Source organism: Kineococcus rubinsiae, from assembly GCF_011839805.1.
GTDB classification, from domain to species: Bacteria; Actinomycetota; Actinomycetes; order Actinomycetales; family Kineococcaceae; genus Kineococcus; species Kineococcus rubinsiae.
Map to the genome: position 1 here is coordinate 1 of NZ_VWPY01000011.1, position 24,304 is coordinate 24,304.

The 24,304-nt window shown below is 75.3% G+C and carries 23 protein-coding genes, 1 tRNA gene, 1 other RNA gene and 1 pseudogene; 12 read left to right on the top strand and 14 right to left on the bottom strand.

Features of this window, described 5'->3' with window-relative positions; translation table 11 throughout:
* Window positions 1-279: 279 nt before the first annotated feature.
* The 7 genes from F1544_RS08270 to F1544_RS08300 form a co-directional block, all read right to left on the bottom strand.
* Window positions 280-1,416: a DUF475 domain-containing protein gene (locus tag F1544_RS08270; RefSeq protein ID WP_167584138.1), complete on the bottom strand. Its 1,137-nt coding sequence runs from the start codon at window positions 1,414-1,416 to the stop codon at window positions 280-282.
* A 150-nt stretch (window positions 1,417-1,566) separates the two neighbouring features.
* Entirely contained in the window at window positions 1,567-2,142 is a 576-nt protein-coding gene (locus F1544_RS08275) for a TerD family protein (RefSeq protein ID WP_167584140.1), read from the bottom strand.
* Window positions 2,143-2,256: 114 nt separating this feature from the next.
* Window positions 2,257-3,063 (bottom strand): AIM24 family protein, encoded by an 807-nt coding sequence (locus F1544_RS08280; RefSeq protein ID WP_167584142.1) that lies wholly within the window; start codon window positions 3,061-3,063, stop codon window positions 2,257-2,259.
* Window positions 3,064-3,090: 27 nt separating this feature from the next.
* Complete coding sequence (locus tag F1544_RS08285) at window positions 3,091-4,080, bottom strand: hypothetical protein (RefSeq protein ID WP_167584144.1); 990 nt, start codon at window positions 4,078-4,080, stop codon at window positions 3,091-3,093.
* An 8-nt stretch (window positions 4,081-4,088) separates the two neighbouring features.
* Entirely contained in the window at window positions 4,089-4,982 is an 894-nt protein-coding gene (locus tag F1544_RS23425; RefSeq protein WP_208971504.1) for a hypothetical protein, read from the bottom strand.
* An 8-nt stretch (window positions 4,983-4,990) separates the two neighbouring features.
* The gene (locus F1544_RS08295) at window positions 4,991-6,253 is read right to left on the bottom strand and encodes a toxic anion resistance protein (protein ID WP_167584146.1); all 1,263 of its coding nucleotides are present in this window, start codon (window positions 6,251-6,253) and stop codon (window positions 4,991-4,993) included.
* A gap of 166 nt (window positions 6,254-6,419) precedes the next feature.
* Window positions 6,420-6,599, bottom strand: a complete 180-nt coding sequence (locus F1544_RS08300) for an SPOR domain-containing protein (protein WP_167584148.1) — start codon at window positions 6,597-6,599, stop codon at window positions 6,420-6,422.
* Window positions 6,600-6,696: 97 nt separating this feature from the next.
* Between F1544_RS08300 and map the strand changes: the two genes are divergently transcribed.
* The 6 genes from map to F1544_RS08330 all read left to right on the top strand — a co-directional run bounded on the left by map (window position 6,697) and on the right by F1544_RS08330 (window position 13,263).
* Entirely contained in the window at window positions 6,697-7,569 is an 873-nt protein-coding gene (gene map, locus F1544_RS08305; RefSeq protein ID WP_167584150.1) for a type I methionyl aminopeptidase, read from the top strand.
* A 91-nt stretch (window positions 7,570-7,660) separates the two neighbouring features.
* The gene (locus F1544_RS24170) at window positions 7,661-7,852 is read left to right on the top strand and encodes a PspC domain-containing protein (RefSeq protein ID WP_167584152.1); all 192 of its coding nucleotides are present in this window, start codon (window positions 7,661-7,663) and stop codon (window positions 7,850-7,852) included.
* Between the two features lie 229 nt (window positions 7,853-8,081).
* Window positions 8,082-8,837 (top strand): polyphosphate--glucose phosphotransferase, encoded by a 756-nt coding sequence (gene ppgK, locus F1544_RS08315; protein WP_208971521.1) that lies wholly within the window; start codon window positions 8,082-8,084, stop codon window positions 8,835-8,837.
* 93 nt (window positions 8,838-8,930) lie between these two features.
* A complete protein-coding gene (locus F1544_RS08320) occupies window positions 8,931-9,926 on the top strand; it encodes an LLM class F420-dependent oxidoreductase (RefSeq protein ID WP_167584311.1) in 996 nt (331 codons plus the stop codon).
* Window positions 9,927-10,032: 106 nt separating this feature from the next.
* Window positions 10,033-11,640, top strand: coding sequence for an alkaline phosphatase D family protein (locus F1544_RS08325; RefSeq protein WP_208971507.1), 1,608 nt, complete (start codon window positions 10,033-10,035; stop codon window positions 11,638-11,640).
* Between the two features lie 144 nt (window positions 11,641-11,784).
* The gene (locus F1544_RS08330; RefSeq protein ID WP_167584156.1) at window positions 11,785-13,263 is read left to right on the top strand and encodes a glycosyltransferase family 39 protein; all 1,479 of its coding nucleotides are present in this window, start codon (window positions 11,785-11,787) and stop codon (window positions 13,261-13,263) included.
* Between the two features lie 15 nt (window positions 13,264-13,278).
* Here F1544_RS08330 and F1544_RS26245 read toward each other — a convergent pair whose 3' ends face one another.
* Window positions 13,279-14,703: an AAA family ATPase gene (locus F1544_RS26245; RefSeq protein WP_167584158.1), complete on the bottom strand. Its 1,425-nt coding sequence runs from the start codon at window positions 14,701-14,703 to the stop codon at window positions 13,279-13,281.
* 250 nt (window positions 14,704-14,953) lie between these two features.
* On the opposite strand from F1544_RS26245, the gene F1544_RS08340 reads away from it, so the two are divergent.
* The 3 genes and pseudogenes from F1544_RS08340 to F1544_RS26835 all read left to right on the top strand — a co-directional run.
* Entirely contained in the window at window positions 14,954-16,147 is a 1,194-nt protein-coding gene (locus F1544_RS08340) for an LLM class flavin-dependent oxidoreductase (protein WP_167584160.1), read from the top strand.
* Window positions 16,144-17,484 (top strand): NtaA/DmoA family FMN-dependent monooxygenase, encoded by a 1,341-nt coding sequence (locus F1544_RS08345; protein ID WP_167584163.1) that lies wholly within the window; start codon window positions 16,144-16,146, stop codon window positions 17,482-17,484. Before F1544_RS08340 ends, F1544_RS08345 begins: the two co-directional genes overlap by 4 nt.
* A 62-nt stretch (window positions 17,485-17,546) precedes the next feature.
* A pseudogene (locus tag F1544_RS26835) lies at window positions 17,547-17,954 on the top strand (RidA family protein); the annotation flags it as partial.
* Between the two features lie 26 nt (window positions 17,955-17,980).
* Here the strand turns inward: F1544_RS26835 and rnpB are convergent.
* Window positions 17,981-18,366, bottom strand: an RNA gene (gene rnpB, locus F1544_RS08355) — RNase P RNA component class A.
* Between the two features lie 39 nt (window positions 18,367-18,405).
* Here rnpB and F1544_RS08360 point away from each other — a divergent pair.
* From F1544_RS08360 to F1544_RS08370, 3 genes are read left to right on the top strand one after another with little or no spacing between them, the layout of a single operon-like run.
* Window positions 18,406-19,161: a YaaA family protein gene (locus tag F1544_RS08360; protein ID WP_167584165.1), complete on the top strand. Its 756-nt coding sequence runs from the start codon at window positions 18,406-18,408 to the stop codon at window positions 19,159-19,161.
* Between the two features lies 1 nt (window position 19,162).
* Window positions 19,163-20,311, top strand: coding sequence for an ArsB/NhaD family transporter (locus F1544_RS08365; protein WP_167584167.1), 1,149 nt, complete (start codon window positions 19,163-19,165; stop codon window positions 20,309-20,311).
* Window positions 20,312-20,334: 23 nt separating this feature from the next.
* Window positions 20,335-20,898, top strand: coding sequence for a hypothetical protein (locus F1544_RS08370; RefSeq protein ID WP_167584169.1), 564 nt, complete (start codon window positions 20,335-20,337; stop codon window positions 20,896-20,898).
* 9 nt (window positions 20,899-20,907) lie between these two features.
* Here F1544_RS08370 and F1544_RS08375 read toward each other — a convergent pair whose 3' ends face one another.
* From F1544_RS08375 to F1544_RS08395, 5 genes are all read right to left on the bottom strand, one after another.
* Window positions 20,908-22,038, bottom strand: a complete 1,131-nt coding sequence (locus tag F1544_RS08375; protein ID WP_167584136.1) for a bifunctional RNase H/acid phosphatase — start codon at window positions 22,036-22,038, stop codon at window positions 20,908-20,910.
* Window positions 22,035-22,778: a zinc ribbon domain-containing protein gene (locus tag F1544_RS08380; RefSeq protein WP_167584171.1), complete on the bottom strand. Its 744-nt coding sequence runs from the start codon at window positions 22,776-22,778 to the stop codon at window positions 22,035-22,037. The genes F1544_RS08375 and F1544_RS08380 overlap by 4 nt, the downstream gene beginning before the upstream one ends.
* 8 nt (window positions 22,779-22,786) lie before the next feature.
* Window positions 22,787-23,671 carry a Nif3-like dinuclear metal center hexameric protein gene (locus tag F1544_RS08385; RefSeq protein ID WP_167584174.1) on the bottom strand — a complete coding sequence of 295 codons (885 nt, stop codon included), beginning with the start codon at window positions 23,669-23,671 and terminating at the stop codon, window positions 22,787-22,789.
* Between the two features lie 56 nt (window positions 23,672-23,727).
* Window positions 23,728-23,800: transfer RNA gene (locus F1544_RS08390), tRNA-Val, on the bottom strand.
* 46 nt (window positions 23,801-23,846) lie between these two features.
* Window positions 23,847-24,296, bottom strand: coding sequence for a redoxin domain-containing protein (locus F1544_RS08395; protein ID WP_208971508.1), 450 nt, complete (start codon window positions 24,294-24,296; stop codon window positions 23,847-23,849).
* Between the last annotated feature and the right edge of the window lie 8 nt (window positions 24,297-24,304).

A 24,304-nucleotide genomic window follows, 5' to 3' on the forward strand; every position in this document is an offset into this window, starting at 1 on the left:
GACCACCGGCGCCGGCCGCGCAGCCGCCGCGCTCGCGGGGCGGGACGCCGGGGCGGGGCGGGACGCGGGGGCCGGACGGGACGCGGGGGCGGGACGGGACGCGGGTGCCGGGCGGGACGCGGGTACCGGCCGGGGCGCCAGGTGGTCCGCCAGCGTCCGCGTGCTGCGCCGCGGTCCGGGCCGGCCGAGGAAGTTGTGGACCTCCTGCGCCGGGTGGCTCCCCCCGCTCACCCGCGTCCTCCGTCCTCCCCGCGGCCGGTCCGGCCGCGGGCGTCGCTGTCAGTGTGCCTCGGCGTGCGCCTTCTGCTCCACGTGCGCGTCCTCGGGGTGCGCCCGGTTGTGCAGGATGGAGGAGATCAGCGCCGCGACGATGAACGCCACGCCGATGAGGCCGGTGACGACCTCGGGGATCTCGATCTCGATGCTCAGCAGCAGGATCGCCGCCAGCGCACCGATCGCCCAGAGGGCACCGTTCTCGAGGTAGATGTACTGGCTGAGCGTGCCCTCGCGGACCAGGTGCACCGTCATCGACCGGATGAACATGGCGCCGACGCCGAGGCCGATCGCGATGATGATCGGGTCGTTGGTGATGGCGAAGGCCCCGATGACGCCGTCGAAGGAGAAGGACGCGTCCAGCACCTCGAGGTAGAGGAACAGGAAGAACGCGGCCTTGCCGCCGACGCGCGCGATGTCGGACGGGGCGCGCGAGCCGCGCGGCTGGTCGGGGACCGCCGCGGCGTCCTGCGCCGCACCCTCCTCGTCGTCACCCTCGACCTCGTCCACGTTGAAGAGGTTGCCGAGGCCGTCGACGAGCAGGTAGGTCACCATGCCCAGCAGGCCGCTGGCCAGGACCGTCTGCGCGTGGTCGCTGGCGTAGGTCTCGGAGACCACGAACAGCACGACCCCGGCGACGATGACGGACAGCGCCTCGACGCGTCCGAGCTTCTCCAGGAAGCGCTCGACCGGCCCGAGCCAGTGGTGCTCGCTCTCGCTGAAGATGAAGCCCAGGAACAGCATCAGCAGGAACATCCCGCCGAAGGCCGCGATGGTCGGGTGCGCCTCGTTCAGCAGGTAGCCGTAGCTGCCGGGCTCCTCGACGGGGCCCTTCTCCAGCGCGAGGCGGACGGCCTCGACGGGTCCGAGCTTCGCCGTGATGCTCACCAGGAGCAGCGGGAAGACCAGCCGCATGCCGAAGACGGCGATGATCACGCCGACGGAGAGGAAGATCTTCTGCCAGAAGTCGTTCATGCGGCGAAGGATCGTGGCGTTGACCACCGCGTTGTCGAAGGAGAGGCTGATCTCCAGGACGCAGAGGATGGCCACGAGGCCCAGGGCGGTCGGTCCGTCGTAGATGACCGCGAGGACGAGCCCGACGATCAGGATGGCGAAGGACCAGCCGTAGGTCTTGAGGATCACGCGTCAGCTCTTCCACTCCGGGGTGCCCGCGGGCGCGGGCGGGGACACAGCACCCTCCCAGGTCTGCGCGGACCTGGCGAACCAGCCGCCCCGCGCGGACGCGGGGCGGCTGAGGGTGCGCTGCTCGTCAGGCGCTCGCCGGGGCGAGCGTCAGACGCTGACGCCGAAGTCGGTCGCGATGCCGCGCAGGCCGTCGGCGTAGCCCTGGCCCACGGCGCGGAACTTCCAGTCGGTGCCCGCCCGGTACAGCTCGCCGAAGACCATGGCGGTCTCGGTCGAGGCGTCCTCGGTGAGGTCGTAGCGCGCGACCTCGGCGCTGCTGTCCGCGTTCACGACGCGGATGAAGCCGTTGCGGACCTGCCCGAAGGACTGCTTGCGGGTGTCCGCGTCGTAGATGGCGACCGTGAAGACGACCTTCTCGATCTCCGCCGGCACGGCGGCCAGGTCGACGTTGATGACCTCGTCGTCGCCCTCGCCCTCACCCGTGCGGTTGTCGCCGGTGTGCTCCACGGAGCCCTCCGGGGACTTGAGCTGGTTGAAGAACACGAAGAACCCGTCGTTGGGGACCTTGCCGTTCGCGCCGACCATGATGGCCTGCGCGTCGAGGTCGAACTCCGAGCCGGTGAAGCTGTTCGCGTCCCAGCCCAGGCCGATGACGACCCGGGTCATGCCGGGCGCCTCCTTGGTGAGGGAGACGTTGCCGCCCTTGCTGAGGCTGACGCCCATGGTGTGCGCTCCGTTTCCTGTCCGTGGTGCCGCGCGTCCTGCGCGGCCTCGTGCCTTGCGGTCCAGCGCGAGCTGGCGTGCTGTCCAACGATCACCCTCGCGGATGAGTGCCCGTCAGTCGCGGCTGCCGCTGAACAACCCTCCCAGGCCGGCGGGCCCGCTGTCGTCCCGGCGGGACGTGTTCTTGGCGAGCGCCTTGGCGAAGCCGTCGATCGTGACCGACTGCAGGATGACCCGGCCGTTGCCCCGCAGGGTCGCGAGCGTCAGCCCCTCCCCGCCCAGAACGGCGCTCATGACCCCCTGGCGGTTCAGGCGCCCGACCCGCTCGACGCCGTAGCTGATGCGGTCGTCCCAGGCCACGATGCAGCCCGTGTCGACCTTCACGACCCCGCCGAAGTCGGCCGGGTTCAGGTCGATGAAGTCGCCCGCCCCGGCGATGAGCAGCGAGCCGCGGCCCGTGAACTTCTCGAGGATGAAGCCCTCGCCGCCCATGAGGCCCGCGCCGAGGCCCGAGAAGGCGATGTCGAAGTGCACGCCGGCCTCGGCGGCCACGAACGCGTCCTTCTCGGCGAACCACGTCGTGGAGCCGTCCAGCTCCAGGTGGCGCATCTCCCCGGGCAGGACGCCCGCGAGGCCGAGCAGCCCCGCCCCGCCGCTGGTGCTGAAGTGCTGGAAGGCGAACGACTCCCCCGCGAGCATCCGCTTGCCGGCTGCGGCCGCCCCGCGCAGCAGGCCGGAGAAGCCGCCGGCGGCCCCGCCCGGGCCGTTCGGGTCCGTCGGCGCGGAGAGCTTCGTCTCCATCTCGACGTCGCCGGAGGAGAAGAGGAACTTGCCGGCCTCGGCGTAGACCACCTGGCCGGGGCGCAGGTTCACCACGGCCATCTGCGTCGTGCTGCCGACGAGCTGCAGGTCGAGCGTCACGGGGTCCTCCTCGGAGGTCGCTGCCGGTCAGAGGTCGAGGTCGCTGCGGCGGAACTTCGCCTCGAGGAACCGGCTCTGCTCCTGCTGGCGGGTGACGTCGGCGTCGTGGACGGCGTCGCGCAGCCCCTCGCAGCCCTCGAGCAGCAGGTGCAGCTGGTTGCGCAGCTCCTGGGCGGGCGTGGCGCCGCCGGCGTTGACGTGCGTGCGCGCGACGTCCGCGGGCAGGCGGAGGAAGTCGTCGACCGTGCGGGGCAGGTGCTCCAGGGCCAGCGTCTCGAGGTCGTGGCGGACGAGGGCGTCGGTGTCGCGCTCGGCGGCGTGCTCCAGCAGCGGGGCCAGGAGGTCGGCGACCTCGTGGACGAGGACGACGTCGGTGCGCTCGAAGCGGTCGGAGGTGTCGACGCGGCGGACGGTGCGCAGCAGGCTCTTCTCGGCGGCGCTGATGCGGGGCCCGCCGGTCACGGCCTCGGGCGCCCGGGCGGGAGCCGGCGCGGCTGCGGGGGCCACCGAGAGGGCGCGGCGGGCCGTGGCCGGCCGGGCCCGCACGGGGAGCCCGGACGGCGGTCCCCCCTGGGCCTCCAGGCGCAGGGCCCGCATCTCCCGCTTCCGCTGGCGGCGCTGCCCCTTGGTGGCGGAGGCGTACGCCGCGTTGCCGCCGATCCAGATCCACATGGCGATGAAGCCCACGAACCACAGCGGTCCGGGCAGGACGGAGTACAGGACGATCCACGTCCCGAGGCCCACCCAGCGGACGGCCTGGAAGGCGGCGTCGGGGACGAACCCGACCCCGGGCAGCTCGAGGCCGAGGGGCGTCAGCCGCCGCTCGTCGATGCCGTACCTCTCGATCTGGGTCTTCTCGTCCTCCTCGCCGGAGCGGGGGGCGCGCCGGGCACCGTGGGCGACGGCGCCGTGGGCGACGGCACCGGGAGCGGCGGCGCGCGACACCTCGGTGCCGGGCCCCGCGACGCGCGACGGCTCGGAGCCGTCGTCGTCGTCCTTGCGCAGGTCGATGCTCACGCCACTCCCTAGAGGTCCAGGTCGGAACGCCGGAACTTCGCGTCGAGGAAGCGGCTCTGGGTGGCCAGCCGCTGGGCGTCGTGGTCGTAGACCGCCTGCTGCAGCTGCCGGGCGCCGTCCAGCAGCAGGCGCAGCTGGGACAGCAGCTCCTCGGCCGGCGTGGTGCCGGAGGGCCCCCGGTGCGTGAGCGCGTAGCGCTCGGGCAGGTCGAGGTAGTGCTCCAGCGCGCCGGGCAGGTACTCGGTGACGATGGCCTCGAGGTTGTGCAGCTCCTCGACGTCCGCGCCGCGCTTGGCGACGTGGGCGAGCAGGGGGCGCAGCACGTCCTCGATCTCGCGCACGGTCGGCACGGCGCCGTCGGGCAGCTTGCCGCCCGCGCGGTTCACCGTCTGCACCACGGTGCGCAGCTCGTGCTGCATGGCCGCGACCGGGTCGGCGGGCGCCGCCTCGACGGGCGGGGCGGCGGGGGCGGCCTCGAGGACCGGCTCCCCCGTGAGGGCGGCCTTGAACCTCAGCCAGGCGGAGTTCGACACGACGGAGTGCACCAGTCCTGTTCCCCAGGTCGCGAACGCGAGCAGCACGGCGAGCACGTTCAGGCTCCAGCTGTACGACAGCAGCAGCGCGAGAGAGCCGCCGGCGGCGACGAAGTAGGTGACGGCCGCCAGCACCCAGGCGGGGCGGCGGGCGGTGATCCCCATGTACAGGAACGACAGCCACGGCAGCCCGACGGCCGGGATGGCCAGCCACCAGGAGTTCCTGGCCCGCCACACCGGGCTGCGCAGCCGTCGGCTGACGACCTCGGCCGGGGCGTGCGCCGCGACCACGCGGGTGCGCGAGCTCCGGCGCGCGGGGAGCTCGCCCGGGGCGGCGCGGCGCAGGCTGCGGGGCGCGCGGTCGCTCACGGGCGTGCTCACCTCGCGGGACCGGGCAGCGCCGGCCCGCCGCCCTGCTCACCGTTGCGCGCCCGCTCCAGGTAGGAGCGCGAGCGGTGCACCTGACCCTCGAGGGCGTCCACGGTCGTGGCCATGCTGACGACGGCCTGCTGCTTGAACGTGTCGATCGCGTCCATCGTCGCGAACACGTTGTCGAAGGCCTTCTGCAGCGTCGCGACGTCCACCGTGGCCGTCGACGCCTGCTGGTGGATCTGGCTCGTCTGCTGCTTGAGCATCTCCGACGTCGACAGGATCATCTGGTTCGTCGTGGAGTTCAGGGCGTTGATCTGGTCGAGCACGAGCTTCTGGTTGGCCAGCGCCTGCGCGACGATGACCGCCGTGCGCAGCGCGGCGACCGTCGTCGTCTGCGCCCGGTCGACGCCCTTGATGAGCTCGATGTTGTTCTTGCGCACGAGATCGAGCGCCAGGTAGCCCTGGACGCTCACCGCGAGCTGGGTGAGCAGGTCCTGGTGGCGCTGGCGGATCGGGAACAGCGCGTCGGACGTCAGCGCGTCCGCGGCCTGCGGGTTCGCCCCGCGCAGCTCGTCGACCTTCGCGACGGTGGCGGCGTCCAGCGCCTTGGCCAGCGTCGCGTACTCGGTCAGCTTGCCCATCGTCGTCCAGAGGTTCTGCTTCTCCTGCTCGATGGACGCGTTGTCCTTGCGCAGCTCGTCCTGCCCCGAGGCGAGCGCCTTGATGATGGCGTCGAGCTGCGACTGCGCGTCGGCGTAGCGCTCGAAGTAGCGCTGGATCTTGTTGCCGAAGGGGATGACGCCCAGGATCTTCTTCGCGCCCTTGAGGTCGGCGCGGCCCGGGTCGAGGTCGGTGACCGTCTGGCGCAGCTCCAGCAGCGTGTTCGCGACCTTCACCTGCGCGTCGGCACCGGGGCCGGTGGCCTTCTGCCCCTTGGCGCCGGCCAGGGAGGACGCGGGCCGCTCGAGCATGCGGTTGGAGACCTGCGCGGAGGAGCGGACCTCCTGCTCCCCCATGCGCGTGATGTCGTCGACCTTCTTCTGGAAGGCCGGGCTGCGCGGGTCCTGCGCCGCGAGGTCGGCGACGAACGCCTGCGCCTTGCGGTTCAGCTCGACGCGCGTGGCCTCGTCCAGCGGGATCATGCCCTCGGCCTGCTCGTCGGCGACCACCGGCACGGGCGCGGGGGGCGTCAGCTGCAGGTCCGCGGCCGCGGGCGCCGCCGCGACCGGCGGGGTCAACGGCTTGTTCAGGTCCAGCGACTCCGCCATCAGGTGGTTCCCCTCGTCCTCGGCTCCCGCACGTGGCGACCCATCCTAGGTCGGCCCGTGGCGGTCGCCTCCGATTCCAGCGCACGGCTGCGGCCGGTGGCATCCCCCCCTCGGAGGACTCCCGCGTCGGGCGCCGGTCGGAGGCCCCGCCCCGGCGCCCGCCCCCTCAGTCGTCCTCGGCGTCCTGCCGGTCCCACGCCTCCGTGCGGTCGCGCGCGGTCTCCAGCGCGTGCTGCGCGGCCTCGCGGGTCGGGTACGGGCCCATGAGGTCCTGCGCCTTGTCGCGCTTGTCGACCTCCTCCACCGCTCCGGTGCGCACGTTGTAGAAGAAGCTCGCCTCGCTCATGACCTCATCCTGCTCGCACCCCCCGCCCGGCGCACGCGACCCCCCGCACGGGAGCCGGCCACGACCCGTCCCGGACCGCCCGACCTAGACTCGCGGGATGACTCCGGGCACGTCCTCCGCCACCCCGCTCGTCCCCGGGACGGTCAGCCCGCGACGGTCCGTCCCGGCCTCGATCGCCCGCCCCGAGTACGTCGACCGGCCCTCCCCGGCGCCCTACCGCGGGTCGAACGTCATCGACCCCGAGGGCGTCGAGCGCATCCGCACCTCGAGCCGGCTCGCCGCGCAGGCGCTGCAGGAGGTCGGCCGCCACGTCGTCCCGGGCACGACCACCGACGAGCTGGACCGGATCGGCCACGAGTTCCTCTGCGACCACGGCGCCTACCCCTCGACGCTGGGCTACCGCGGGTTCCCGAAGGCGCTGTGCACCAGCCTCAACGAGGTCATCTGCCACGGCATCCCCGACTCGACCGTGCTGCGCGACGGCGACATCGTCAACGTCGACATCACGGCCTACCTCGACGGCATGCACGGCGACACCAACGCCACCTTCACGTGCGGCGACGTCGACGAGGAGTCGCGGCTGCTCGTCGAGCGCACCGAGGAGGCCACCCGCCGGGGCATCCGGGCGGTCGCCCCGGGCCGGGCGCTCAACGTGGTCGGGCGGGTCATCGAGGCCTACGCCAAGCGCTTCGGCTACGGCGTCGTGCGCGACTTCACCGGTCACGGGGTCGGGCCGGCGTTCCACTCGGGCCTGGTCGTGCCGCACTTCGACGCGGCGCCCGCGCACGACACCGTCATGGAGCCCGGCATGGTCTTCACGATCGAGCCGATGCTCACCCTCGGCACCCACGAGTGGGACATGTGGGACGACGGCTGGACGGTGCTGACGAAGGACCGCCGCCGGACCGCGCAGTTCGAGCACACGCTCGTGGTCACCGAGACCGGCGCCGAGGTCCTGACCCTGCCCTGAGCCCGTCCGCCCGCGGGGCACGCCGGGGCCCGCGTGCGCGTTGGGCCCGGCGAACGGCCACCACCCCTTCGAGCACGAGGAGCGCACCCACGTGAACACCACCCTGTCCCGCCCCCAGCACGGCAAGGTCATCGCCGGCGTCTGCGCCGGCCTGGCGCGCCGCTTCGGCGTCTCCAGCAACGTCGTGCGCCTGCTCTTCGTCCTCTCGTGCCTGCTGCCTGGCCCGCAGGTCCTCGTCTACGCCGTCCTGTGGATCGTCCTGCCCAAGGACACCCGCAGCTGAGCCGCGCTGATCGGGCCCGCGCTGACGAGGGCTGGTCGGATCGGGCCTGGACGGATCGGGGCGGGGGCCGGGCGGGCCGGGGCGCGTCCCCCTACGCTCTGCCCTCGTGACCGAGACCAGCAGCGAGACCCCGCAGGACGCCGGCGCGCCGGCGACGAGCAGCCCCGCGACGGGGACGGCCCGCCCGGCGAGCCCGTCGCGCCGCCGCACGAGCACGGCCAGGCCGAAGCTGGGCCTGGGCATCGACATCGGCGGCTCCGGCATCAAGGGCGCGCCCGTCGACCTCGCGGCCGGCACCTTCGCGGCGGAGCGCGTGCGCATCGAGACCCCGCAGCCCGCGACGCCGTCCGCGATCGCGCCCGTGGTGGCGCAGGTCGTCGAGCAGCTCGGCGAGCACCTGCAGGGCGACGAGCCGATCGGCATCACGTTCCCCGCGGTCATCCAGCACGGCATCGCCCGCAGCGCCGCGAACGTCGACGAGAGCTGGATCGGCACCGACGCCGAGAGCCTGTTCTCCGACGCGCTCGGCCGCCCCGTGATCGTCGTCAACGACGCCGACGCGGCCGGCTTCGCGGAGGTCACCTTCGGCGCGGCCAAGGGCATCCACGGCGTCGTGCTGGTCACGACGCTCGGCACGGGCATCGGCAGCGCGCTCATCGTCGACGGCCGCCTCGTGCCGAACACCGAGCTCGGCCACCTCGAGATCGGTGGGCACGACGCGGAGAAGAAGGCCGCGGACTCCGCCCGCGAGCGCCACGACCTGTCGTGGTCGCAGTGGGCGAAGCGCCTGCAGCGCTACTACTCCCACCTCGAGGACCTGCTGTGGCCGGACCTCATCGTCGTCGGCGGCGGGGTCAGCAAGAAGCACGAGAAGTTCCTGCCCCTGCTCGACCTGCGCACCCCCATCGTCCCGGCCCACCTGCTCAACGACGCCGGCATCATCGGGGCCGCGTCGCTGGCGGCGCAGGCGGCCGCGAAGCGCTGACCCGGCCGGCCGGGCGGCGCGACCCGCACGGGAGCGCTCTCCCGGTCGTTGCCGCAGGACCCCTAGAGTCATCACATGACTGAGAACGCATCGTTGCGGTTCGGCCTGTTCGTGCCCCAGGGCTGGCGGCAGGACCTCTCCGGCATCGACCCCGCCCAGCAGTGGGCGGCCATGAACTCGATCGCCCAGCACGCCGACACCTCGGACGTCTGGGAGTCCCTCTGGGTCTACGACCACTTCCACACCGTCCCCGAGCCCTCCGACCAGCCCACGCACGAGGCGTGGACGCTGATGGCCGCCTTCGCCGCCTCGACGCGGCGCGTGCGCCTCGGCCAGATGTGCACCTGCATGGCGTACCGCAACCCCGCCTACCTCGCGAAGGTCGCCGCGACGATCGACGTCGTCTCCGGCGGCCGCGTCGAGATGGGCATCGGGGCCGGCTGGTACGAGCACGAGTGGCGCGCCTACGGCTACGGGTTCCCCGGGGCCGGCGTGCGCCTGGCCATGCTCGAGGAGGGCGTGCAGATCATGGCGCAGCTCTGGAAGGACGGGACCTCGACGTTCGCGGGCGAGCACTACCAGACCGACGGCGCCATCAGCCGTCCGCTGCCCCTGCAGGACGGCGGGATCCCGCTGTGGATCGCCGGCGGCGGGGAGAAGAAGACCCTGCGCTACGCCGCGAAGTACGCGCAGTACACGAACTTCGCGGGTGACCTCGAGACGTTCACCCACAAGTCCGAGGTCCTCGCCGGGCACCTGCAGGAGTTCGGCCGCGACCTGTCCTCGATCACGCGCTCGGCGAACTACAACATCGCCATCGGCCGGGACGAGAAGGAGGTGGCCGAGCGCATCGCGTTCCGCCGCGCCCAGCTCGATAAGCACGTCTCCCCCGAGGCCGTCGAGCGGGAGATGGCGAACTTCGCGCCGGGCGTGCCCGGGGTCGGGACGCCGGAGCAGATCGTCGAGGCCCTCAGGCCCGTCGTCGACGCCGGCATGACCTACCCGATCGTGTACTTCCCCGAGGCCGCCACCGACACCAGCGGCATCGAGCTGTTCGAGCGGGAGGTCGTCCCCGCGCTGCGCGGCTGAGACCACCCCGCCCGGGAGCAGGAGCTTCACCCGCGGTTGGCGTGCCCGTCACCCAGGACCCCTCGGGGCCCGCGAGGGTGGCGGCACGCCCACCACGGAGGTCCTCGTGCCCACTGCCCTGCCGCTCCCCTCCCCCGACGGCTCCCGCCTGCCCCGCCGCTCCCTGCTGCGGGGCGGCGGCGCCTTCGCCCTGGCCGGGGCGGGGCTGCTGCTGCCCGCCTCGACCGCGTCGGCGTCCCCCGCTCTGCTGCGCCGCCACGCGCCGCAGCTGACCCACGGCGTGCAGTCCGGGGACGTGACGTCCTCGCGGGCCGTGGTGTGGACGCGGGCCGACCGCCCGGCGCGGATGTTCGTCCAGGTCTCGCCCACCGGCGACTTCCGGCGCTCCTGCCGCACCGTGCGCGGGCCGGTCCTCACCGCCGCGAGCGACTTCACGGGCCGGGTCGAGCTCACCGGGCTGCCGCAGGGCTCCGACGTGGACTACCGCGTGGTGCTCGGGGACCCGGACGCGCACCGGCCGGACGGCGCCTCCCTGGAGGGCTCCCTGCGCACGGCGCCGGGCCGCCGGCAGCGCCAGGGGGTGCGCTTCCTCTGGAGCGGCGACCAGGCCGGCCAGGGCTGGGGCCGCAACCCCGACCTCGGCGGCTTCCCCATCTACCGCGCCATGACGGCGCGCGAGCCCGACTTCTTCCTGCACTCCGGCGACACGATCTACGCCGACGGTCCCATCACGGGCGACGTGCTGCTGCCCGACGGCCGGACGTACCGCAACGTCGTGACCGAGGCGAAGTCCCACGTCGCGCAGACCCTCGACGACTTCCGGGGCGCGTTCCAGTACAACCTCGAGGACGACGGGCTGAAGGAGTTCTTCGCCCGCACCTCCCAGGTGAACCAGTGGGACGACCACGAGGTCCACAACAACTGGTACCCCCACCAGATCATCGAGGACCCGAAGTACACCGAGAAGAGCATCGACGTCCTGCGCGGCCGGGGTGAGCAGGCCTGGCGCGAGCACGTGCCGATCTCCTCGCGCCGCGACGACCGCGTGTACCGGTCCTTCCACCACGGCGCGCTGCTCGACGTGTTCGTCCTGGACATGCGCTCCTACCGCGACTCCAACGCCGACGGGGCCGTCCCCGGCGGGGTCGGCCCCGAGGGCGGGATCCTCGGCGCCGAGCAGGCGCGCTGGCTCGTCGAGGCGATGGCCGCGTCGCGGGCGACCTGGAAGGTCGTGCAGGCCGACATGCCGCTGGGCCTGGTCGTGCCGGACTCCGCGACCGGTACCGACGGCATCGAGGCCGTGGCGCAGGGCGACCCGGGCGTCCCGCTGGGCCGCGAGCGCCAGATCGCCTGGATCCTGCGGGAGCTGAAGCGTCGCGGCGTGCGCAACCACGTGTGGCTCACGGCCGACGTCCACTACACCGCGGCGCACCACTACGACCCGGCGCACGCCGCCTTCACGGAGTTCGACCCGTTCTGGGAGTTCGTCTCGGGCCCCCTGCACGCGGGGTCGTTCGGGCCGAGCGCGCTGGACGCCACCTTCGGTCCCGAGGTGCGCTTCCAGGGCGTCCCGCCGCGGCAGAACACGTCGCCGCTGGAGGGCTCGCAGTACTTCGGCGAGGTCGAGATCGAGGAGGGCGGGTCCCTCACCGTGACCCTGCGCGACGTCGTGGGTGCCGCGCTCTGGTCGACGACCCTCGAGCCGCAGGACTGACGCCCCGCCCAGCCAGGCCGGCCCCCACGAGCGCGCCCGCGCGCCCCGGCCGCCGGGTCGTGCCAGCCTGGCGGCCGTGACGACCGCCGAGGACCAGCGCTGAGCACGGGCACGGGCACGGACCGGGACACGGGCCGGGCGCCGGTGCCGCCCACCACCCGCCCCGGCCGGGGGCGGACCGTCGCGCGGTCGTGGTGGTGGGCGCTGCCGGTCGCCGTCGCCGTGGTGACGTCGCTCTGGCGCCTGACCGCGAAGCCGCTGTGGCGCGACGAGTTCTACACGCTGTCGACGGCGGTCCGCGACTACGACGTGATGCTCGGTGGGCTCCGCGTCACCGACGCCGGGATGGGCCTCTGGTACGCCGTCGAGCACCCGTGGGTGCAGGTCTCGCAGTCGGCGCTGTGGCTCCGGCTGCCCGGCGTGGCGGCCACCGTCCTCGTGGCCGTCCTCGCGGCCCTGGTGGCCCGCCGCCTCGCGGGGCCGGCGGCCGGTGCGGTGGCCGGGGTGCTGGCCGTCCTCGCGCCCGTGGTCGTCGACCACAGCCAGGAGGCGCGCCCCTACCCCGTCATCACGGCCGCCGTCGCCGCGACCGCCTGGGGGCTGCTGCGCGACCGCGAGGACCCGCGCGCCCGCTGGACGCTGCTCTGGTCGGCCGCGGCGACGGTGGCTGCGGCGCTGCACGTGCTCAGCGGGGCGCCCGCGGTGGCCGCCCTGCTCGCCGTCGCGCTCGTCGCCCCCGGGCGCCGCTCGCGGCGGCGCGTCCTCGTCGGCGCGCTGCCCGCCGCGGTCGTCACGGTGGCGATGGTCGCGGTGGGGCTCTCGCAGGCACCGGGCCGGATCGGCCCCGACTTCCCGCTGCTGGCGCAGACGGTCGCGCTCTGGACGTCCTACGCCGGCAGCCGCCCCGCGCTCGCGGGGCTGCTCGTGCTCGTCGTGGCGGGCCTGGCGCAGCTGCGCCGGCAGCCCGCGACGCTCGCCCTGGTGCTCGTGTGGGCCCTCGCCCCCGTCGCGGGCGTCGTGGCCTCGGCGGCCGCCGGGCAGCTCTTCGAGGCCCGCTACACGACCGCGGCCGCCCCGGGGCTCGCCGTCCTCGCGGGCCTGGGCGCCCCCCGCCTGCGGCGGTGGCTGACCCGGGCGCTGCGCGCGCCCCGCGCCGCCGTCGCGCTGACAGCCGGCGTGGTGGCGCTGACGGTGGCCGGACAGGTCCCGCACCTGCTCGCCGAGCGGCGGCTGCCCTACGTCGCCGACGACATGCCGTGCGCGACCGGTGCCGTCGCCGCGGGCGCGCGGCCCGGCGACGCGGTCGTGCTGCTGGGCAACACGACCCGCCCGATGCTGCGCTACTACCTGCCCGCGGGCGTCCCCGTGACCGACGTGCTGCTGGCCACGGACCCGGCGCGCAGCGTCTCCATCGGCGGGGACGACCTGCCGACGGGGCAGCGGGCTGCCGCCCTCGCGGGGTGGGACCGCGTCTGGCTCGTCGGCGTCCGGCTCCGCGACCCGTGGCCCGTCGTCTTCCCCGACTCGCTGCGGGCCGTGCAGACGGGCCGGGCGCAGGTCGCCACCACCGACTGCGGCCAGATGCGCGTGGAGCTCTGGACGACGGCGGCCGCCGCCCCCTGACCCGCTGGGCGCCCCTCAGCCGACCCCGTCGTCCCCCTCGTCGCCGTCGTCCCCGACCTCGACGCTGGTCCCCCCGCTGCCCAGCAGGCTGCGGGTCAGCGACTCCGCGTCGGAGAGCAGCTCGTCCAGGGCCGCCGCGAGGTCGGCGTCGGCGACCTCGCGGTCGTCGGTGGCCGCGAGCAGCACCGCGCGCCGCAGCAGCTCCTTGGTGAAGGACGCCGTGACGCCCGCGCTGCGCACGGCCGCGTCCTCCAGCGCGGCGGGCGAGAGCGGCAGCTCCCGCGCGTAGAGCGCGAGCAGGTGCCGGCGCGCGCGCTCGTCGGGCAGCGGCACCTCCACCGCCAGGTCGACGCGGCCGGGCCGCTGGGCGAGCGCCTCCTCCAGCCGGTCGGCGCGGTTGGTGGTGAGCAGGAACGCGACGTCCGCGTCCCCGTCGAGCCCGTCCATGGCGTCGAGCAGCTCGAACAGCAGCGGCTGGTCGCCCGTGTGCATGCTGCGGTCCTCGGCCACCAGGTCGCAGTCCTCCAGGACGATCAGCGCGGGCTGCATCGCCCGCGCCAGCTGGGCGGCCAGCGTGACGAAGCGCAGCGCGCTGCCCGACAGCAGGATCGACGTCGTGCCGGGCGAGCGGGACAGCAGGTGCCGCACGGTCAGCGTCTTGCCGGTGCCGGGCGGGCCGTACAGGAGCACCCCGCGCTTGAGGTGCTGCCCGGCCGCGGTGAGCCGCTCGCGCTGCGCGCCGACCCCCACGACGTGGCGGGCGATCCGCTCCAGCGCACCGGGCGGCAGGACGACGTCCGCGGCCGCGACGTCCGGGCGGCGCAGGAACGTGATGCCCCCGCTGGCCGGGTCGTAGGGCGAGCCCCCGAACGAGACGACCTGCCCGCGCAGGACGCTGCGCTCGACCATCAGCCGGCGCACCTCCTCGAGCAGGCGCGGCACGACGTCCGGGTCGGCGGCGACGACCTCCAGGCCGGGCTCGCGGCCGTACTGGCGCTGTGCGGAGCGCTGGAGCACCGCGACGGGCACGCCCTCGAAGCGCAGCAGCCGCACGCCGAAGGCGACCGCGCGGCGGTCGCTGTCCGGCCCGGTGGGCAGGTTCACGTGGTCCACGGCCGCCGTGGAGAACCGGCCGTAGGTGTTGCCCAGCAGGTCGCCGAAGCTGGAGTGGTGGCGCTGGTCCCCGCCGCCCACCCCGAGGACCCGCTCGCCGCCGCCGGCCTCCGCGAGGGCGGCCAGCGCCACGTCGGCGTCGACGAACTGGTGCTCCGCGACGTCCTCGCGCACCACGGGCAGCTGCTTGACGGGCGCGCCGAGGTGCTCCGCGACGACGTCCGCGACCGACGGCTCGCCGTCCACCGACTCGGCCCGCGCGCTCTGCACGACCTCCTCGAGGAAGCTCCGGAACGTCGCGACGAACTCCTGCTGCTGCTGGTCCACGCGATCATCATGGTGCGGCGGACGCCACCGCCCCAGCGGTTTCCGCGGACCCGTGGCCTAGGCTCGGGGGGTGGACCGCACGAGCCTGCGACTGGTGCGTCGCGAGCACATCGACCTGTGCCGGGTCGGCTCCTCCTCGTGTCCGGGCTCGTCCCGGCCACGGCTGCGCCCCTGACCCCTCCGGCCCCCGTGGCCGGGTCAGGCCCCGCGGTGCCGTGCCGCCCAGCCCGCGCGGAGCCCGAGGAGACCCATGAGCACCCCCCCGTACGCCGTCGGCACGTCCCTGGACGGGGCCGGTGACGCCCCCGGCGCCTGGCGCCTGGCGGCCGCCTCCGACCTGACCGCCTTCGACGGGCGCCCCGCGCGCGACGCCGCCGTGCTCGCCGAGAGCGCGGGTCTGGTCTTCGCCACCCTTGACGACGCCCTCGCGCTCCAACCCGACGAGCCCGGGCGCGTCCGCGGACGCCTCGACGCGCTGGCCACGGCCTGCTGGCTCGGGCCGCAGACGTCGCGGATCGGCCTGCTGCCCACCGTGACGCTCACGCACACCGAGCCCTTCCACGTCTCCACCGCCACGGCCACCCTCGACCTCGTCAGCGAGGGCCGTGCCGGCGTCGTCGTCGACGTCTCCACCGACGCCGCCTCCGCCGCGGCCATCGGACGGCGCGCGCCCGCACCGGCCGACGTCGTCTGGGGCCAGGCGGAGGACGTCGTCGAGGCTGTGGCCCGGCTCTGGGACAGCTGGGAGGACGACGCCGAGGTCCGCGACGTCGCCACCAGCCGCTTCGTGGACCGCGAGCGCCTGCACTACGTCGACGCGCCCGTGCGCACGGGTGACCCCGCACCGGACGGGCTCACGGGCGCGTTCACCGTCCGCGGGCCCTCGATCGTCCCCCGGACGCCGCAGGGCCGCCCGGTCGTCGCCGTGCGCCTGCCCGCCGGCGAGCGCCCGGGGTCCGCGCGGTGGCGGGCTTCCGCGCTGCGCGCCGACCTGGTGCTGCTCGGCGGCAGCGACCTGGCGGGGACGCAGGATCCCGCCCGCCTCGTCCGCGCCGGCGCGGAGGGCCGCGAGCTGCGGGTGCTCGCGAGCCTGCGCGTCGTCCTGGGCGACGACGACGACCACGCGCGCCGCCGGGCGCAGGAGCTCGACGCGCTCGGCACCGACGACGCCCCGGTGTTCGTCGGGACGGCCGAGGCCCTCGCCGCGGAGCTGGTGCGCACGTCGACGACCGCAGGCGGCTGGCTCGACGGCGTCGAGCTGCGCCCGGCCGTGCTCGCCGACGACCTCCCCCGCATCGCGCGCGACCTCGCGCCGCGCCTGGCCGCCGCCGGACTGCTCACCGACGCCCCACCCGGCTCCACCCCGCCCGGTTCGACCCTGCGCAGCCGCCTCGGCCTGCCGCGGCCGGCCAGCCGCTACGCCCGTGCGGAGGTGCCGGCGTGAGCGGGCCCCGTCAGCTGCACCTCGCGGCCTTCCTGCAGGGCGTGAACCACACGACCGTCTGGGCGGACCCTGCGGCCGGCAGCCAGGTCGCGTTCTCCTCCTTCGAGCACATGGCCCGCACGGCCGAGCGCGGCACGTTCGACTTCTTCTTCCTCGCCGAGGGCCTGCGGCTGCGCGAGCAGAAGGGCCTCATCCACGACCTCGACGTCGTCGGGCGGCCGGAGTCCATCGCCGTCCTGAGCGCGCTGGCGGCCGTCACGGAGCGCCTCGGGCTCGCCGCGACGGTGAACACCACGTTCAACGAGCCGTACGAGCTGGCGCGGCGCTTCGCCACGCTCGACCTGCTCAGCGGCGGGCGCGCGGGCTGGAACATCGTCACCTCCTCCGACGCCTTCACGGGCGAGAACTTCCGCCGCGGCGGCTACCTCGCCCACGACGAGCGGTACACGCGGGCCGCGGAGTTCGCGGAGCTGGCCAAGGAGCTCTGGGGCTCCTGGGGCGAGGGCGCCGTGCTCGGCGACCGGGCGAGCGGGGCGTTCCTGCGCGAGGAGGCCGTGCGCGAGGTCGTGCACACCGGCCCGCAGTTCGACGTCCGGGCCCGGGCGACCCTGCCCCCGAGCCCGCAGGGCCGCCCCGTGATCATCCAGGCCGGCGACTCCGAGGAGGGCCGGACGTTCGCGGCCTCCACGGCCGACGTCATCTTCAGCCGGCACAGCACGCGGGAGGCCGGGCAGGCCTTCGTCGCCGACATCCGCGGCCGGGCCGTGAGCTCCGGGCGCCGCGGCGACGACGTCAAGGTGCTGCCCGCGGTGTCCTGGGTCCTCGGGGACACCGCGGCCGAGGCCGCCGAGCGCGCGCAGCACATCCGCTTCCAGCAGGTCACGCCCGCCAACGCGATCGCCTTCGCGGAGCAGGTCTGGAACCGGGACCTGTCCGACCTCGACCCGGACGGTCCGCTGCCGGACGTCGAGCCCGTCGAGGGCGAGCTGCTGTCGCAGGGCCGGGCGGCGTCGCGGCGCATCGACCGCGCCGCGGTGAGCGCGCAGTGGCGGGAGCTGTCCCGCAGCCGCGGGCTCACGCTGCGGGAGACGGCGGCCGAGATGTCCAGCCACCAGAGCTTCGTCGGCACCCCCGAGGCCGTGGCGGAGGAGATGATCTCCTTCCTCGACGCGGACGCCTGCGACGGCTTCGTCCTCACCCCGCACATCAACCCCGGCGGGCTCGACGACTTCGTCGACCGGGTCGTGCCGCTGCTGCGCGAGCGCGGGCGGTTCCGCAGCGAGTACACCTCGACGACCCTGCGCGGTCACCTGGGCCTGGACGGCCGCCCCCTCTGAGGTACGACCCCGCCGGGACGCCGCCGGAAACCCGGGTGACCGTCCCGGCGGCCTCGACCAGGATGGGCCGGGTGAGCGACGACGCCATCTCCCTCGTCCGCCCCGCCGGGCTGGACGGCCAGGTCCCCTACGCCTACGCGGCCGTCACGGGCCCCGGCCGGACCGTCTGGACCGCGGGCGCCTGCCCCCTGGACGCCGAGGGGCGCACCGTCGCCGCGGGTGACTTCGTCGCGCAGGCGGAGCAGGTCATGGCCAACCTCGTGGCCACCCTGCGCGCGGCCGGGGCGGAGCTGTCCGACGTCGTGAAGTCGACCGTCTTCGTCGTCTCCGCCCGGCGCGACGACCTCGGCGCGGTGTGGGACGTGGTGCGGGCCGCCTTCGGCGAGCACGACGCCCCCAGCACCCTGCTCGGGGTCAGCGCCCTGGGCTGGCCCGACCAGCTGGTCGAGGTCGAGGCGATCGCGGTCACCGCCGCGGGACCCGCGGACGGGGAGGGTGGACGAGCCGGCCTGTAAGCCGGATCCTGTGCCCGCCCGCACCTCTCGGTGCGGGCGGCGGCGGTCATCCCTCTACGACGTGCGTTGCCGCACGCCTCCAGCGACCTACCCGGCAGCTCGGGCGGGCCGCCCTCGAACGCTGCCTGTCTGGTCTTGCTCCGGGTGGGGTTTGCCGAGCCGCGCCGGTCACCCGGCGCGCTGGTGGTCTCTTGCACCACCGTTTCACCCTTACCGCCCCCGCTCGCGCGGAGGTGGCGGTCTGTTCTCTGTGGCACTTTCCCGCGGGTCACCCCGGGTGGGTGTTACCCACCACCCTGCCCTTCGGAGTCCGGACTTTCCTCGGCGGACCGGTCTCCCGGCCCGACGCGACCGCCCGGCCGACTCGTCCACGAGCAGCCTAGCCCAGGACGTAGGCTCGCCGATCGTGCTCGTGCTGCTCCCCCCGTCGGAGACCAAGTGGGCGGGGCCCGCGCGCGGGCGCCCGGTCGCCCTCGACCGACTGTCCTTCCCCGCGCTGACCGAGGCCCGCGAGCAGGTGCTCGACGCGCTCGTCGCGGTCTCCGCGCGGCCCGACGCGACCGCCGTGCTCGGCACGAGCGAGGGCCTCGCCGACGTCGTCGCGGCCAACACCACGCTGCGCCACCGGCCCGCGGCCCCCGCGGCCGCCGTGTACCGCGGGGTCCTCTACGACGCCCTCGACCTGCCGTCGCTGCCCGCGGCCGCGGCCCGGCGGGTGCTCGTCGTCTCGGCGCTGTGGGGCGCGCTGCACCCGCGCGACCGCGTGCCCGGCTACCGCCTCTCGATGGGCACCGACCTGCCGGGGCCGGGGCCGCTGGCCGCGTTCTGGCGGCGGCACCTCACCGGCGTGCTCCAGGAACCGGGCGTCGTCGTCGACTGCCGCTCCGCCGCGTACGCGGCCGCCTGGACGCCCGACGCGGCGACGGCGGCCCGGACCGCGGCCGTGCGGGTGCTCTCGGGCGGGCAGGTCGTCTCCCACGCCGCCAAGCACACCCGCGGGCTCGTCGCCCGGCACCTGCTGACCCGCCCGGGCCGGCCACCGCGCTCCGTCGCCGCCCTGGCCGGGGCGGTGGGCGAGGCGTTCGACGTCGAGCTGCTCGCCCCCGCCCGCCCCGGCACCCCGTGGACGCTGCAGGTCCAGGCCCCCACGACGGGCGCCTGAGGTGTGGTGGATCGCCGGCCTCGCGGGGCTGGCGTGCGCCGTCACCGGTCTGCTCAGCATGGACGAGGCCCTCGAGGTCGGCCGCCGGGCCGGGCCCGTCCTGGCCTTTCTCGTCGCCGTCACGGTCGTGGCCGAGCTCGCCGACGCGGCCGGGGTCTTCGACGCCGCCGCGCGCCTGGCCGCGCGCGCCGGGCGGGGCCGCACGTGGCTGCTGTGGCTGCTCGTCGTCGCCCTGGGGACGCTCGCGACGGTGGTCCTGTCCCTGGACACCACGGCGGTCCTCCTGACGCCCGTCGTCCTGGCGCTGGCGGCCCAGCTGCGCCTGGACCCGCTGCCCTTCGCGGTCACGACGGTGTGGCTGGCCAACACCGCGTCGCTGCTGCTGCCCGTCTCCAACCTCACCAACCTGCTGGCGCTGGACCGCCTCGCGGCCTTCGGCGACTCGGGGGTGGCGACCTTCGTCGGGCTGTCCTGGGCGCCGTTCCTCGCCGGCCTGCTCGGCGCCGTGCTCGTCCTCGGTCTCGTCTACCGGCGGCGCCTGCGCGGCACCTACGGCGAGCCGCCGCCCGCCGAGCCGCGCGACCCGGTCCTGTTCCGCACCGCGGCCGTCGTCTGCTGCCTGCTGGCGCCCGCCTTCGTCAGCGGCATCACGCCGGCCATCCCCGCCGGGATCGCGGCCGTCGTCCTGATCGCGGTGTTCGCGTGGCGGCGGCGCGAGGCGCTGCGCCCCGCGCTGCTGCCGTGGCAGACGGTGGTCCTCGTCGCCGGGCTGTTCCTCGTCGTGCAGACGCTGCAGGCCCACGGCCTGGACCGGCTGCTCGCGCCGGTCGCCGGCACCGGGGAGGGCTTCGGGGCGCACCTGCGGCTCGCGGCCACGTCGGCGCTCACGGCCAACGCCGTCGACAACCTGCCCGCCTACCTGGCCGTCGAGCCGCTGGCGGGCAGCGCGTCCCGGCTCGTCGCCGTCCTCATCGGCGTCAACCTCGGGCCGCTCGTGACGCCCTGGGCGTCGCTCGCGACGCTGCTGTGGCTCGAGCGCTGCCGCGCCCGCGGCGTGCGCATCTCGCTGCCCCGCTTCGCCGCCCTCGGCCTCCTCGGCGCGGTGGTCTGCGTCGTCGCCGCGACCGCGGCGCTCCAGCTGACGGCCTGAGCACCCGGCCCTAGTCTTCCGGGGTGCTCGTGTGGCTGAACGGTCCGCACGGCGTCGGGGGCTCCAGCACGGCGGCGGCCCTGCGGGCGCTCGTGCCGGGCACGCGCGCGGTCGAGCTGCCCCGGGTGGCGACCCGGCTCGGGCGGGTCGTGGACCGGCTGCCGCGCCGCTTCGTGCCGGACGTCGCGTCGCTGCCCCCCGCGAGCGTGTCCGCCGCGCGGGCCGCCCTCGTGGGCGCCTGCGTCCTCGCGCACACCGCACCCCCGCACCGCGAGGACCGGCTCGTCGTCGTCGCCGCCACCGTGCTGGACCCCGACCGCCTCGACACCCTGCTCGACGACCTCCGCACGCGCCTGGACGTCCTGCACGTCACGCTGCACGCCTCGGCCCCCGAGCTCGCCCGGCGCATCACGCGGGACGCGGGGAACCCCTCGGCGCGCGCCCGGCGCCTCGCCCGCATCCCCGCCTACGAACGCGCGGCCCCCGCCTTGGCCGGGCACGGGCCCGTCATCAGCACCGACCGCCGCAGCGTCGAGGAGGTCGCAGCCGTCGTGGCCGCGCTCGTGGCCCGCCGCCGCGAGGGCTAGACCGGCCCCTCAGACGCGGTTGACGGCCAGCACCTCGGACGTCCCGTCCGCCCAGAGCCGCAGCAGGCTCCGCGAGCCCGGGTCGACGTGGATCGAGCGCTGCACCGAGGCGGGCGCCCCCAGGCACGCGCGCAGCAGCGCCCGCACCGGGTCGCCGTGGCTGACGAGCACGACGCGCCGCCCCGCCCAGCGCGCGACGAGCCGCTCCCGGGCCACCTGCACGCGCTGCTCGACCGCGCGCAGCGACTCCCCGCCGGGGGGCGCGACGTCGGGCGAGTCCGCCCACGCCGCGTACTCGGCGGGCCAGCGGCGCACGACCTCCACGGCGCGCGAGCCGTCCCACTCGCCGAAGTCGGTCTCGTCCCACTGCGGGTCGACCAGCAGCTCCGCGCCGACGGAGCCCGCGATGACCTCCGCCGTCTGGCGGGCGCGGCGCATCGAGGAGCTGATGACGACGTCGGCGCCGACCACCTCGGCGCACGCCGCCGCCGAGGCCGCCTCGGCGAGACCCGCCTCCGTGAGCTCGGGGTCGCTGCCGTGTCGGCCGGAGATGCGGCGCTCCTCGGTGTGCAGGGTCGAGCCGTGCCGGACGAGGACCAGGGTCAGCGGCTGCCCGCGGTCCGGTGCCGGGCCGGGCGCCTTCACCGCGGCGGGGGCGGTCGTCTCCGCCTGCGCCGCCGCCGGTGTCGTCGTCCGCTGCCACTCGCGCCCGGCCGCCGCGGCGTCCATGGCCTCGTTGGCGAGGCGGTCGGCGTGGGAGTTCTGCGCGCGCGGGATCCACCCGAAGGTGACCCGGCCCGCGGGCAGCAGGGCGCGGGCCTCGCTCGCCAGCCGCCGCATGTCCTCGTGCTTGACCTGCCAGCGGCCGGACATCTGCTCGACGACGAGCTTGGAGTCCATCCGCACGTCCAGCGTCGCGTCGGGGTCGATGCTGAGGGCGGCCTTGACCCCCGCGAGCATCCCCCGGTACTCGGCGACGTTGTTCGTCGCGCGGCCGATGGACTCGGCGACCTCGGCCAGCACCTCGCCGCTCGCGGCGTCGCGCACGACCGCCCCGAAGCCCGCCGGGCCCGGGTTGCCGCGCGAGCCGCCGTCGGCCTCGACGCGCAACGTCCGCCCGGAGCCGCGGGCGGGGCTCACAGCCCGGACTCCTCCGTGCGCACGAGGATCCGCCCGCACTCCTCGTGCAGGACGACCTCGTCCGGTGCGGTGGAGCGCAGGTCGGAGATGTCGGAGGAGGACAGCTCGAACATGCATCCCGTGCAGCGGCGGGCCCGCAGCAGGGCGGCGCCGACGCCGCCGTTGCGGGCGCGCACCTTCTCGTAGAGCTGCACGAGGGGAACGTCGATGCCCATCGCCACGGCCTCGCGGCGGGCGGCCGTGCCGCGCTCCTCGTCGGCGATGGCGGTCAGCGCCTCGTCGCGGCGGAGGGTGACGGCCTCGACGGACGCCGCGAGCTCGGCCTCGCGCGCCGCGACCTCGGCGGCGGCGGCCTGCGCCTGCTCGAGGCGCTCCATGACCTCGAGCTCCTCGTCCTCCAGCACGCCCTGGCGGCGGCCGAGGGACTCGAGCTCGTGCTGCAGGAGCTGCAGGTCCTTGGCGCTGCCGGCGCCGGACTCGAGGCGCTTGGTGTTGCGCGCCACGCGGTCACGGACGAGCTGGACGTCGGCCTCGGCCTTGGCGACGAGGCGCTCGACGTCGAAGACGACGGTGCGGGCGGCGACGCCGGTGTCAGCGACGGTGCGCTGCTCGGCGAGCAGCGCGTCGAGCTCCTTCTGCTCGGGCAGCGTCGCGCGCCGGTGCGCCAGCTGCGCGAGGCGGGAGTCGACGGTCTGCAGGTCCAGCAGCTTCTGCTGGTCGATCGCCGGGGCCTTGGGCACGCGAGCGGTCACTCTCCTCGGCTGGGGACGCGCAGCGTCCAGGGATCGGTGCGCGTGGTGGACACGTGGGCCCCAACCGTACGGCCGCGCGAGGCCAGGTCCGCCACCAGCCGGTCCGCGCAGCCCGCGAGCCACGGCCACTCGCTGGCCCAGTGCGCGACGTCGACGAGGTGCGGGCGCCCGTCCCCCGGCCCCGAGGTCGCCGTCTCGCGCGCCTCCCCCGCCGGGTGGTGGCGCAGGTCGGCCGTGACGAAGACGTCGGCGCCGCTGGCGCGCACCGCGTCGAACAGGCTGTCGCCCGAGCCGCCGCACACCGCGACGCGCTGGACCAGGGCGTCGGCGTCGCCCGCGACCCGCACGCCCTGCTCGGTGGCGGGCAGCACCTCGGCGACCCGGTCGGCGAAGTCGCCCAGGCGCACGGGCTCGGCGAGCGTGCCGACGCGGCCGATGCCCAGCTCGGGGTGGTCCGGGTGCGCGGCCAGGGGTTCCAGCGGGACCAGGTCGTCGAGGTCCAGGATGCGCGCGAGGGCGTCGGAGACGCCGGGGCTCGCGGCGTCGGCGTTGGTGTGCGCGACGTAGAGGGCGCAGCCGGCCGCGAGGAGGCGGTGCACGACGCGGCCCTTGGGCGTGGTCGCCGCCACCGACGTGACGGGACGCAGGAACAGCGGGTGGTGCACGAGCAGCAGGTCGGCGCCCCGGGCGATCGCCTCGTCGACGACCTCCTCGACGGGGTCCACGGCGAGCAGCACGGTGCGCACGGGGGCGTCCGGGTCGCCCGCGACGAGCCCGACGGCGTCCCAGGACTGCGCCCACGCGAGCGGGTGGCGGGTCTCCAGCGCCTCGACGACCTCGGCGAGGGTGGGGGCGGGCGGGTCAGCGGGAGGGGTCGACACGGCTCAGCACCCTAGGGCGCCGGACCGCGGTGGCGCCGGGGGAACGCCGGAGGAGGTGGGCCCGGCCGGGCTCGAACCGACGACAGCCGCGGTGTAAGCGCGGTGCTCTACCAACTGAGCTACAGGCCCCCGGCCCGGGCGCGAGCGGCGCGGGCCGCTCCACCGTACGCCGGGCTCAGCCGCGGCGGGGCAGCTGCTCCAGCGCACCGAGGTGCTCCTGGAGCGTGCGGGCCCGGTCGTGCGGGTGGCGCAGCGACCACCACGTCGTGCCCGCGGAGTCCACGAGCACGGAGAGCCGGCAGGAGACGCCGAGCTCCTCGTCGAAGGCGCCCAGGGCCCGCGAGACCGCGCCGTGGGGCCAGAAGTCCGACAGCAGCGGGAACGGGTAGTCCCCGGCCTCCGACCACGCGCGCAGGGACGGCACGGGGTCGCAGGACAGGGCGGCCACCTGGACGCCGGCGTCGTCGAACGCGGCGACCGAGGCCGCCAGCGCCCCGAGCTCGGCGGAGCAGTGCGTGGAGAAGGCCGCGGGCACGAGCACGAGGAGCGCGGGCCCCTCGGCCCACAGCTCCCCGAGCCGCACCGCGGATCCGTGCTGGTCGCGGAGGACGGTGTCCGCGGGCACCAGGGGCA

Bases quoted from the DNA above. Each gene is read 5' to 3' on its own strand.
- F1544_RS08275 (WP_167584140.1), bottom strand. From the start codon at position 2,142: ATGGGCGTCAGCCTCAGCAAGGGCGGCAACGTCTCCCTCACCAAGGAG.
- F1544_RS08300 (WP_167584148.1), bottom strand. From the start codon at position 6,599: ATGAGCGAGGCGAGCTTCTTCTACAACGTGCGCACCGGAGCGGTGGAG.
- F1544_RS08340 (WP_167584160.1), top strand. From the start codon at position 14,954: ATGAGCACCCCCCCGTACGCCGTCGGCACGTCCCTGGACGGGGCCGGT.
- map (WP_167584150.1), top strand. From the start codon at position 6,697: ATGACTCCGGGCACGTCCTCCGCCACCCCGCTCGTCCCCGGGACGGTC.
- F1544_RS08295 (WP_167584146.1), bottom strand. From the start codon at position 6,253: ATGGCGGAGTCGCTGGACCTGAACAAGCCGTTGACCCCGCCGGTCGCG.